The organism is uncultured Parabacteroides sp. (genome assembly GCF_905196875.1).
Taxonomy (GTDB): Bacteria; Bacteroidota; Bacteroidia; order Bacteroidales; family Tannerellaceae; genus Parabacteroides.
On sequence record NZ_CAJJWO010000108.1, the window covers coordinates 1 to 11,769 of the forward strand.

At 43.9% G+C, this 11,769-nt stretch carries 11 protein-coding genes and 3 tRNA genes; 6 read left to right on the plus strand and 8 right to left on the minus strand.

Going from position 1 to position 11,769, the window contains the following annotated elements:
• From QZ076_RS20955 to QZ076_RS20965, 3 genes are all read right to left on the minus strand, one after another.
• Positions 1-1,507 (minus strand): beta-L-arabinofuranosidase domain-containing protein (locus QZ076_RS20955; protein WP_293717053.1); only part of this gene is annotated, 1,507 nt, incomplete at its 3' end.
• Between the two features lie 198 nt (positions 1,508-1,705).
• Positions 1,706-1,792: transfer RNA gene (locus QZ076_RS20960), tRNA-Ser, on the minus strand.
• 233 nt (positions 1,793-2,025) lie between these two features.
• Complete coding sequence (locus QZ076_RS20965; protein WP_007652517.1) at positions 2,026-2,577, minus strand: NADH peroxidase; 552 nt, start codon at positions 2,575-2,577, stop codon at positions 2,026-2,028.
• Positions 2,578-2,763: 186 nt separating this feature from the next.
• Between QZ076_RS20965 and QZ076_RS20970 the strand changes: the two genes are divergently transcribed.
• Both QZ076_RS20970 and QZ076_RS20975 read left to right on the plus strand, forming a co-directional pair.
• Positions 2,764-3,822: a class I fructose-bisphosphate aldolase gene (locus tag QZ076_RS20970; protein ID WP_293717055.1), complete on the plus strand. Its 1,059-nt coding sequence runs from the start codon at positions 2,764-2,766 to the stop codon at positions 3,820-3,822.
• 99 nt (positions 3,823-3,921) lie between these two features.
• Positions 3,922-4,863, plus strand: a complete 942-nt coding sequence (locus tag QZ076_RS20975) for a DMT family transporter (RefSeq protein ID WP_293717057.1) — start codon at positions 3,922-3,924, stop codon at positions 4,861-4,863.
• A 19-nt stretch (positions 4,864-4,882) separates the two neighbouring features.
• Here the strand turns inward: QZ076_RS20975 and QZ076_RS20980 are convergent, their stop codons facing one another.
• The 5 genes from QZ076_RS20980 to QZ076_RS21000 form a co-directional block, all read right to left on the minus strand.
• Complete coding sequence (locus QZ076_RS20980) at positions 4,883-6,421, minus strand: family 43 glycosylhydrolase (RefSeq protein ID WP_293717059.1); 1,539 nt, start codon at positions 6,419-6,421, stop codon at positions 4,883-4,885.
• A 118-nt stretch (positions 6,422-6,539) separates the two neighbouring features.
• A complete protein-coding gene (locus QZ076_RS20985) occupies positions 6,540-7,214 on the minus strand; it encodes an RNA pseudouridine synthase (RefSeq protein WP_293717061.1) in 675 nt (224 codons plus the stop codon).
• 1 nt (position 7,215) lies between these two features.
• A complete protein-coding gene (gene fabG / locus QZ076_RS20990; protein WP_046148650.1) occupies positions 7,216-7,962 on the minus strand; it encodes a 3-oxoacyl-[acyl-carrier-protein] reductase in 747 nt (248 codons plus the stop codon).
• Positions 7,963-7,985: 23 nt separating this feature from the next.
• Positions 7,986-8,930, minus strand: coding sequence for a ketoacyl-ACP synthase III (locus QZ076_RS20995; protein ID WP_293717063.1), 945 nt, complete (start codon positions 8,928-8,930; stop codon positions 7,986-7,988).
• A gap of 7 nt (positions 8,931-8,937) precedes the next feature.
• Positions 8,938-9,525, minus strand: coding sequence for a TetR/AcrR family transcriptional regulator (locus tag QZ076_RS21000; protein ID WP_365326564.1), 588 nt, complete (start codon positions 9,523-9,525; stop codon positions 8,938-8,940).
• Between the two features lie 157 nt (positions 9,526-9,682).
• Between QZ076_RS21000 and QZ076_RS21005 the strand changes: the two genes are divergently transcribed.
• The 4 genes from QZ076_RS21005 (at position 9,683) to QZ076_RS21020 (ending at position 11,402) form a co-directional block, all read left to right on the plus strand.
• Positions 9,683-9,754, plus strand: a tRNA-Met gene (locus QZ076_RS21005).
• Positions 9,755-9,915: 161 nt separating this feature from the next.
• Positions 9,916-10,827 carry a J domain-containing protein gene (locus tag QZ076_RS21010; protein ID WP_293717068.1) on the plus strand — a complete coding sequence of 304 codons (912 nt, stop codon included), beginning with the start codon at positions 9,916-9,918 and terminating at the stop codon, positions 10,825-10,827.
• 12 nt (positions 10,828-10,839) lie between these two features.
• The gene (locus QZ076_RS21015; protein ID WP_075558318.1) at positions 10,840-11,154 is read left to right on the plus strand and encodes a chaperone modulator CbpM; all 315 of its coding nucleotides are present in this window, start codon (positions 10,840-10,842) and stop codon (positions 11,152-11,154) included.
• A 176-nt stretch (positions 11,155-11,330) separates the two neighbouring features.
• A tRNA-Met gene (locus tag QZ076_RS21020) sits at positions 11,331-11,402 on the plus strand.
• Positions 11,403-11,769 lie beyond the last annotated feature (367 nt).

The following is an 11,769-nucleotide window of genomic DNA, read 5'->3' on the forward strand; positions in this document are numbered from 1 at the left end:
TCGTTCCGTTCACTTTCAGAGTCACCCCCGAAGTAGCCCAGGCGGGATAGCGGAGATTGATATCGAACTGCTGCGAGGAGCATTCTTCCAGGTGGATAGCGACTTTGCCATCTTCCGGATAAGCCGTTTCCATCTTCAAACGTATATTCCGTTCTTTCCAGGTCAGTACAGATGGGATATAGAGATTGATATTCAGATCGTTCTTGTCGGTAGTATAGCTATAGATAGCCCCACCGTACTTGGAATGGTTTTCAAAGCCGCTCCCCATACAGCAAGTAAAGTTGTTATCCTTGCTGTAAAAGTTCTTACGCGTCCCCATCCCCAGAGAAACGAAGTAACAGGTACGCGCATCTTCCGGGTGTTGCGAAGCGAGGATATGATTGTATAAAGCCCGCTCATAATAATCGAGATACTGCGGATCGTCTGTCCAGCGATACAGGTGCTGGCTCAACTTCAACATATTATAGGTATTACATGTCTCGCAGGTGGTTGTAGCCAAACGATCGTTCAACTTATTGGGAGTGGAAAGATATTCACCCATACTGTTACCGCCATTAGCATAGGAATGAGAATGAACGACAGTCTGCCAGAAGAATTCGGCAATCTTTTCATCCCGTTTGTTACCCGTCAGCTCATACTGGCGTGCACTACCGATGATCTTCGGTATCTGGGTATTGGAGTGAAGACCGGGCAAAACGTCGACACCTTGGGCCAGCTTATCCTGCAGCCGTTCGTGATAGAACTTATAGGAAGCATCGAGATATTTCTTATCGCCGGTCAGTGCGTAGACTTGTGCAAAAGCTTCGTTCATACCCCCATATTCACAATTGAGCATTTCCTGTATCTGTTCGTTACTCAGTCCGGAAATAATATCAGCCAGATAATCGGAAAGATTCACCAGAACTTTTTTAGCTGTTTCGTTACCGACAAGCAGGTAGGCATCGTTCAGCCCCATCATAGTTTTATGTTCGTTATACCAGGGAACCCAAATACCGTTCAGGTCGAAACCCTTGGAACGGATAATACCTTTCTTCACTTCTTTGAATACCTTGTCACCACCCGGCATTCCTCCGATGAAACCGTTAACGAAATTGATCTGGCAGGAATCCAGTTCGCTGACAATATAGTCTACACGACGTTTACATTCTTCATCGCCAGTCGAAGCATATTGTTGCGAAAGAGCTGTCAGATAGTGACCGAGCGTATGTCCGGCAATCCCCATAGCTTCCCAACTTCCATAAGACTCAGCTTTAGGCTCCAGGTCGGCATTCTTCCGGAAGTTAGAGAGCAGGCGGTCCATGTCCAGTTCCATCATCCATTCGCTATTCAACTCCATGGCATGTTTAAACGGGCTATCCAATAACCGTACATCTTTTAAAGAGAAATAGTTTACTTTGGCAGGAACGACGTCTTTCATCTGTACTAGGTTTGTACAATGTTCGCAAGCCAGACTACCTCCGATAATCCCGGTTGCCAACAGGAAGGTTAATATCAGTTTATTCTTCATGCTTTGATATGTATTAAATTTTGATTGAAACAAAGGTACGGTTTAGTCTTATCGGAGAATGGAAGGGAAATCTATTTCTGTATAAGAATTGTGTCATAGAAAGACGATATTTATATTTCCCGGACGATTATTGCATTACCTCTTACCGGGAAATAAAAAAGTCCTGTACAACATAATACAGAACTTCCTTTACAACTGCGGAAAGCGAGGGATTCGAACCCCCGGTACAGTTACCCGTACACCGCATTTCGAGTGCGGCCCGATCGACCACTCTGGCAGCTTTCCTGATCGTTTGTGTGGCAAATGTATGAAAAATTTGGTACCGTTATCCTCCGATGACTATTTTTTTCAATAAGTAACACTACTGTGCTGACTAGTATGACACTATAGTGCTAATACCCTTCACACTATAGTGTCAGATGGTATAGCACTATTGTCCTAAAGACTTAGTGTATAATATCAAAAAAGGGAGTAACCTCCCGGCACTCCCTTCTATCGTGTTAACGAATTCGACCGTCTTATTTGAAATAACGGTTATATAATCCTTCGAATCCTTTGCCATGACGGGCTTCATCTTTACACATTTCGTGTACAGTATCGTGGATAGCATCCAGATTCTGCTGTTTTGCCAAAGTTGCAATACGTTTTTTATCTTCGCATGCACCAGCTTCCGCTTCCATACGTTTTTTCAGGTTCGTCTTTGTATCCCAAACAACATCACCCAGTAATTCTGCAAATTTAGCAGCATGTTCAGCTTCTTCCCATGCGTAACGTTTAAATGCTTCTGCAACTTCAGGATAACCTTCGCGATCCGCCTGACGGCTCATTGCCAGATACATACCTACTTCAGTACATTCACCCATGAAATGAGCGTTCAAACCTTCAAGAATAACAGGGTCAACACCTTTAGCTACACCTAATACATGTTCGTCAACAAACTGTAAAGCGCCGGTTGTTTCTACCAGTTCTTTAAACTTACTTTTCGGTTGTTTACATTGCGGACAGAATTCGGGAGCTTCATCACCTTCATGAACATAACCACATACTGTGCAGATCCATTTCTTTTTCATCTTCGTAAAATTTTATTGGTTGTATAACTATTAGTATATATAATCATTGTTATTCGCTGTGACAAAATTAACGAAACAAATCTAAAGGACAAGAGATAGCTTATAGAAATATTCTATGTGTTAATTGATAAAAACTATGAAACCTATTCAGACGACGGACTGTTTAATTATAAAACTTACATATATATGGATACATTAAAGATTACAAGCTTATTAGGCGACAAAGCCGAGTATTATCTCGGTCATACATGCAAAACGATCGACAAATCGCAGATACATATTCCATCCCCTTCTATCATCGATGATATATGGATTAATACGGACAGAAACATTCAAACATTAAATAATCTGCAGAGGATGCTGGGGCACGGACGACTGGCAAATACAGGTTACCTGTCTATCCTTCCGGTTGACCAGGATATAGAACATACTGCCGGAGCCTCGTTTGCCCCGAATCCTATTTATTTCGATCCGGAGAACATCGTGAAGTTAGCTATCGAAGGCGGTTGTAACGCTGTTGCCTCTACATTCGGGAATTTAGGAATCGTTACACGCAAATATGCGCATAAAATACCATTCCTCGTAAAACTAAACCATAACGAATTGCTTACCTACCCGAACAGTTACAATCAGGTGATGTTCGGGACCGTAAAAGAAGCATGGAATATGGGAGCTGCTGCCGTTGGTGCAACGATCTATTTTGGCTCCACCGAAAGTCGTGATCAGTTGGTAGAAATAGCAGATGCATTCGAATATGCACACGAATTGGGTATGGCTACTGTTCTTTGGTGCTACTTAAGGAATAACGACTTCAAGAAAGATGGAGTCGATTATCATTCGGCTGCCGATCTTACCGGACAGGCGAATCACCTGGGGGTTACGATAAAAGCAGATATCGTCAAACAGAAGCTGCCTTCCAATAACGGTGGATTCACCGCCATCAATTTCGGGAAAGTAGATAAAAAGATGTACACCGAACTGGCCACGGAACATCCGATCGACCTCTGTCGCTATCAGGTAGCAAATGGCTACATGGGACGTGTAGGTCTGATCAATTCCGGAGGAGAATCACACGGAGCTTCCGACCTGAAAGAGGCCGTTATTACTGCCGTCGTAAACAAACGTGCAGGAGGTATGGGGCTGATCAGCGGACGTAAGGCTTTCCAACGTTCGATGAAAGACGGTGTCGAGCTATTGCATACGATCCAGAATGTATATCTCGACCCGGAGATCACGATCGCATAAACTATCAATAAATATATTGGAAGTGCATGGAAGGATATATCTTTTCATGCACTTTTTTATGTAAAAGCCGTTACCTTTGTACCCATTAAATAAGGCAAAATGAAATCTCAGGCTTATAAAGGGCATCTGGCAATGCTGGGTGCCAATATCTTATGGGGACTGATGTCTCCCGTATCGAAAGCAGTGTTAATAGCAGGGCCTATCAGCGCGTTATCACTGACTACATTCCGTATGGTGGGAGCGGCCGTTATATTCTGGCTAGCTTCGCTCTTCACGAAAAAAGAACATGTCAACCATCAGGATCTTATGAAACTGTTCTTTGCAGCATTACTGGGTATCGTACTGAACCAGGGATCGTTTATCTTCGGGGTTTCCCTGACTTCACCGATCAATGCTTCTATCGTTACCACCACAACTCCCATCATCACGATGATCATTGCGGCCTTCTATCTGAAAGAACCTGTCACCGGAAAGAAAGTGATCGGGATCTTTGTCGGGGCTGCCGGAGCACTGTTACTTATCCTGAGCAGCCAGAATGCAGCTGCCGGTGGTGGGAAAAGCAGTAATATATGGGGTGACCTGCTTTGCTTGCTGGCACAGTTCAGCTTCTCTTTCTATTTCGTACTGTTCAAGGGGCTGATAGGCAAATACTCCCCTATCACGCTGATGAAATGGATGTTTACCTACGCTTCCATCTGTACGATACCATTCACTTTCAACCATATTTCAGCGATCGACTTTGCGAACCTGCCTACAGAGTTATATCTGGGCATCGCTTACGTCGTTATAGGCGGAACCTTTCTGCCCTACTTGTTTATTCCTGTCGGACAAACATTGTTGCGTCCGACTGTTGCCTGTATGTATAATTACGTACAGCCGATTGTCGCTTCACTGATAGCCGTACTTTGGGGGATGGATACCTTCGGAGTCATGAAAGGCATAGCGGTAGCTCTGGTCTTTTCGGGTGTATATATTGTGACTCAAAGTAAATCGAGGGCACAACTGGAAGGTCATCAGGCTGCACAAGGCAAGCCTGAATAACCTCTGTTATTTCGTGATCTTAATCATTCCGCAACCAGCAATAACCATACACTGCCGGTTTATCCGAAGCACCCTGCTGATACAGTCCGGGACGGGAAATACGATCCCAACGGACAAGAGACTTCAAGACAGAGGGTGAAAGGTCATATTCTATATCTTTCCACTTCCTGCCGTCTTCACTATAAGTAAACGAGCAGCGGATACCGTCTGTCACCTTCATCCGGAGATACAGAGAAGGAGCCGGGAGTTTCATATCGGCCAGAATCAACTCTTTACCGTCGTTCACGGCTTTTAACTTCAGGCGATCTGCTTCGCAACCGAGTGTCAGCAGGTTATTGTCGTCACCGTACATTACGATGCCTTTCCAACTTTCGTTCTGGTTAGCCACAGCAGTTTCCAGGGTATAGTCGGCTGTTGCAGGACGCAGGCAAAGTGCATTTCCGGTCTTGATACCCGGTTTCGGAGAACCGCATAAAGACAGGTTGCCACCTTTCAATTCCGTTTTTACATCGGCATACGGATAGTTCCAGCTCCATTCGGGACGAAGGGCGGTTGCCGTGAAGTCGTCGGTAAAATCGAAGATAGGTTCCTGCACACAGTCGGTGAACGGCATGGGTTGCGCCAGGCTGGCATATTCGCCGGTAACGAAATAGGGCCAGTTATCGCCCCCCATTCTCATTTCCTGCAAATGCGGCTGCCGTCCCTGATAGAAGTCTTTATCCCTGCTATAAGCATGGCAAAGGTAAAACATACGTCCGTCGGGCGTAGTGGTCAGCGTACCATGTCCGATAGACTGGATATCTTTTCCACCGTGAAGGATCGGATTACCTTCGTATTTCTCATACGGTCCGGCCAGTTTCTTCGAACGGGCTACCGCTACCGCATAATCGCTTTCCGGGCCGCAACAACCGTTTACCGCATAGATAATATAGTAATAGCCGTTTTGCTTAAACCAGTGTTGCCCTTCCATCCCCCGTCTTTCATCATCGCGCAACAGGCTGAAAGGTTCGCCTTCCAGACGCAGACCGTCGGAGCTCAGTTTGCAGGCCAGCAATTCGATGGGACGCTGATCCAGTCCATACGCCTTCCAGGTTATATAAAGCTGTCCGTTATCTTCAAGGATAAAGGCATCGATCGCCTCTTTACCGAATTCGACGATGGGGCCATAATCTTTAAACTTCCCTGTCGGCGAGTCGGCAACAGCCACTCCGATGCATGAAATATTATCCGACTCCTTACGGGCGGTATAATACATATATACTTTACCATTATGATAATACCACTCGGGAGCCCAGAAAGACGATTTCGTCCAGGCCGGCTTCTCTTTAAAGATATGGCCGGTCTGCTTCCAGTTCACCAGATCGGAAGAAGTAAATACCGGATAATAGGGGGCCCATTCCGAAGAAGTCCCGGTAACATAATACGTTTCACCGATCCGCATGATAGAAGGATCGGCTACATCTCCGTGGATAACGGGGTTGGTAAAATAAGTTTGTTGTTGTGCCAGTCCCAGAGTAACGGATGCTGAACACAATAAGATTGTCAATAGCTTTTTCATGGTCTGCCAATTAATTAATAACACAATTACAGCAGGCAAAGATAAATAAAAAGAAACTGCATCAAAGTGCCTGACGACATTTCAATGCAGTTTCCTGTTATTTTATTTCATTCGGCTCTTATAGTCCCGCCGAAATACTCTTCCAAAGATTATCATCGGGTACAGGAGCCACGATCTTTACCGCTTCTTTCGATACAGGATGAATGAATTCGGCACTACGGGAGTGAAGGCTGATACCTCCATCTTTGTTCGAACGGTCGGCTCCATACTTCAAATCACCTTTGATCGGACATCCCATCTTTGCCAACTGGCAACGTATCTGGTGATGACGTCCGGTCTTCAGATCGATCTCAAGTAAATAATAGTTATCCGAACGCGCAACCACTTTATAGTGCAGGATAGCTTTTTTTGAGTCAGGTCGTTCAGTATCGTATGCGTAACTCTTATTCTGCTTCTCGTTACGAACCAGCCAGTTTATCAACTCGCCTTCATCAGCCGGCGGACAATTCTTTACGATCGCCCAATACGTCTTCTTCACCTCTCCTACCCGGAACATTTCGTTCAGACGGGGCAAAGCTTTACTTGTCTTGGCAAACAGAACGACACCGCTAACAGGACGGTCTAACCGGTGAGTGACTCCTACATAAACATTTCCCGGCTTACAATACTTCTCTTTCAGCCACGCCTTCAGCATCTCCGAAAGAGGAGTATCACCGGTTTTATCTCCTTGTACAATCTCACGGCATGTTTTATTTACCGCAATGATATGATTGTCTTCGTAGATAACTTCCATATTACATATTCATGCCGCCGTCTACCTGGATCACCTGTCCGGATACATAAGCAGACAGATCGGAAGCAAGGAAGGTAGCCACATTAGCCACATCTTCTGTCGTACCGCCACGGCGCAAAGGAATTTTCTTGTTCCATTCTTCTCTTACCTCTTCCGGCAACTTAGCAGTCATATCGGTTATGATAAAGCCCGGAGCGATTGCGTTGGCACGGATACCGCGTGAACCCAGTTCCTGAGCAACCGATTTAGCCAGACCGATCATACCAGCTTTTGAAGCGGAATAGTTACTCTGACCTGCGTTACCATGAACACCTACAACGGAAGACATGTTGATAATATTTCCGGCACGTTGTTTCATCATGATCGGAGTACAAGCATGGATGAAGTTAAATGCAGATTTCAGGTTTACGTTGAGCACAGCATCCCACTGGCCTTCGCTCATACGCATCATCAAACCGTCTTTTGTAATACCGGCGTTGTTTACGAGGATATCGATGCGACCGAAATCTTTCTGGATTTCAGCCACTACATTATGTGTATCTTCAAAGTTAGCTGCGTTAGAAGCATAACCTTTTGCTTTAACACCTAAAGCTTCAATTTCTTTCTGTGTCGCCTCACCGTTTTCGTCGATAACAAGGTCTGTAAATGCGATATTTGCACCTTCAGCGGCAAACTTCAAAGCAATGGCTTTACCAATACCACGTGCGGCACCGGTAACAATAGCTACTTTTCCTTCTAATAATTTCATAATACTTTTATTTTATGTCTTAATTAACACTGAATTAAACAGGCACCGGCCGAGTATCCTCCGCCGAATACGGTCAGACAAACCAAGTCGCCTTTTTTAAATGTCTTATCGTTCTGGGCATATACCAGGGCAGAACTAACCGAACCTGTGTTTCCCAGTTCTTCGATGTTATGCAGGAATTTTTCTTCCGGCAGGTTCAACTGCTTAGCGATGTTAGACATGATACGCATATTAGCCTGATGACCGATAAAATAAGTCAGGTCATCCAATGTAAATCCGTTCTTCTCCAACAAATATACAGCATTCTTAGGCATATAGGTACAAGCCTGAATAAACACGTCGCGACCTTCCGGCATCAAGATACCACCGTCGCGCGGACGTAATTGAACGCCTTCCGGACCTTTACCCAAGTGTCCTAAACCTTGCGTAAAGACTTCGAGTATGTGCGGATCATTCTCCGTCATACGTTCCTTCGATATAAAAAAAGCAGCTGCCGCATCGCCCCACAGGTGACCGGCTTTCGGATCCGTTTCATTATAATAGGCAGAGTTCTTATCTGCGGAAAGGATCAGGGCTTTCGTTGCCTTTCCCATCGCAAAATAACCTTCCACCACCTCCAATGCGTTCAGAAAGGAGGAACAGGCTGAAGACAAATACAACGCTTTTGCGTTTGTAATATTAAATTCACGCTGAGTATAATGAGCTGCAGTTGCTACTGTATCGTACGGCGAATAGGAAGCTGAGATAATTAAATCAACATCCGTAATGTCATAAGGTAATTTAGGCAGCGCGTTATGTACGGCTTCAATACCCATTGTACAAATAGTCTCTTCCGGTTTAGCTTTAGAACGGGTTTTAATGCCGGTTCTTTGTTCAATCCACTCGCTTGTCAACCCGTTTAATTCCAAAAAATGTTGGTTGTGTACCCGCTCTTCAGGCACATAAAACCCTGTTGCATTAATAAACATCTCTGGTTTACTTTATCTTTATTCCGTTGAATATTAAATTCATCACATTATCTCTTCTCTTTATTCGTTGGCTGATATTATCTCCCATAATACCCCTTATATAAGGAACTTCCAATCCCTTTAAGGCATGATGAAGCACAACCGCAGTAATTTCAGTATCGGGCATTTCAAAAATACCTTCCTTTACACCAGCATCCAGGATTCCTTTCAATAATTCAGTCTCCCGAATGTCAAAGCTCTTGCGAACTTTTTCCACACGCCAGATATCCCGAAAGAAGTTTGCTTTTAATGTCCCGTTACGAAACACTAGCGCCTTGATAGCATCCAGTCTTGCATAAATGAATGTCATCAGCTTCTCGTCGGCAGGCAAATCCTTTCCGGCAACATCGAGTAACATCTTATATAATTTATCTAACTCCGACTCTACCACAGCCAGATAAATTTCATTCTTACTCTTGAAGTACGTATATAACGTACGTCTGCCTTTCCGGGAAGCCTGTGCAATATCGTTCATTGTCGTATTATCAACCCCCATGCGGGCGAACAATTGCCTGGCCACATCCACCAACATATCGCGTGTTTTAGAAACTGTCATCGGCATCGTATTGCACATTTTCATTAAAACTGTGCGCAAAGTACCTAAAAAAGATTGGTTCTACCAAGTATATTAAAAAAAACTTGCAATAAATTTGTTTTGTAAATGAAAAGCCTTACCTTTGCACTCGCAATCACACAATGATTGTAAACTATATCGCGGAGTGGAGCAGTGGTAGCTCGTTGGGCTCATAACCCAAAGGTCGTAAGTTCGAGTCTTGCCTCCGCAACTATCTAAAGGTTTTCAGTAAACAACTGAAAACCTTTTTCTTTTTCAACTTCTCTAAGGTTTATTAGCCAAAATTAAACGATCAATTTATCCTCAGGCATGTTTATTGTAATGTATATGTATGGTTATCTACTGACATAAAGACTTAACAATATAAATAATATGGCATATATAGACTATTACAACATTCTTGGAGTAAACAAGGGAGCTTCTCAAGACGACATAAAGAAAGCGTACAAGAAGCTGGCTCGCAAATACCACCCCGACCTGAACCCAGGTGATCCCGACGCTCACCGGAAATTTCAGGAAATCAACGAAGCCAATGAAGTATTAAGCGATCCTGAAAAACGGAAAAAATACGATCAATATGGCGAAAACTGGAAACATGCCGATCAGTTCGAGGCTCAACAACAGCAATACGGACAGTATCAGAACGGCGGTTTCGGTGGTGGCGGTGGAACTTACTGGAGTGCATCCGACGACGGAAGCGGATTCTCCGATTTCTTCGAATCGATGTTTGGCGGTAGAAGCGGTCGTAGCAGCGGTGGTGGTAACCACATGTTCCGTGGACAAGACTATACCGCTTCACTGAGCCTCTCCTTGACAGATGCGGCAAAGACACATAAACAGGTCATCACCGTTAACGGAAAGAACCTGCGTATCACTGTCCCGGCCGGTATCGCAGATGGGCAGACCATCAAATTAAAAGGCCAGGGAGGTCCGGGTGTAAACGGAGGTCCTGCCGGAGATCTGTACATTACTTTCAATATTACTGACGACAGCAGGTTCAAACGTGTCGGCGACGATCTATACCTTACCGTTCCTCTAAACCTGTACACCGCCATCCTGGGAGGCGAACAGATCGTGGAAACAATGGACAGTAAAGTGAAACTGAAAGTCGGCCCCGGCACCCAGAACAATACAAAGGTACGCCTGAAAGGCAAAGGTTTCCCTGTCTATAAGAAAGAAGGACAGTTCGGTGATCTGATAGTGACCTACTCTATCGAAATACCGACTAATCTGACGGACAAACAGAAAGAGTTGTTCCGCGAAATACAGAGTCTTAACCAATAAAACATGAGTAGTATGCAAACAGATTTAATTATAGTCAACGAATATTGCCGGATATGTCATATTGAACCCTCCTTTATCTTTCGTCTGGAAGAAGGAGGATTGATCGAGATCCGTATTGTAGGAGGCGAAAAATTCTTACAGGCCTCCCAATTGCACGATATCGAAAGGTATACGCGCATGTATTATGATCTGTCTATTAATTTCGAAGGAATAGATGCTATTCATCATCTGTTAAACCGTGTCAAGTCGATGCAGCAAGAGATCGGTCATCTGAGAAAGAAGCTAACGATATACGAAGCAAAAGATTTTGAAGAAAATGAATTATAGCCTCAACTGACACATTTACCTTACAATCAGCCAGGTAAATGTGTCAATTTGTCGCAAAACAAGCCTTTCTATCCCCTCTATAAGCGGAAAGACACAAACTATTTGTAAAATAATTTGGTTTGTAAGAAATATTTCGTACCTTTGCACTCGCAATCAGGTAATGATAGCAACTATATCGCGGAGTGGAGCAGTGGTAGCTCGTTGGGCTCATAACCCAAAGGTCGTAAGTTCGAGTCTTGCCTCCGCAACTATCTAAAGAGAATCAACAAGGTTGGTTCTCTTTTTTATCTTTTCGGGTTCACGCATTCATTTCATACCCTTGTACAGCTTATTTTCTGTACAATAACTATATGAATGCACCTGTTTTTTGTATTCATCTTGCATTCACAGAGTATTCATTTCTCTTTCATATCTTCCACTTTATACCTCTATAACAGTCACTGCATGAATAATCCGGTAGGTATCATCCCAACAATTAAGTTCTTTCTATAGGAAGATTAATTCCATACCTCCCCATTATTAAATAAATTTCTCCTTAGTATTAAAAAAGAAACATATAGCAGGGCAAACGCATTAGAAAATACAAAGACAATCAAGAAGTCTCAAAAAATCAAA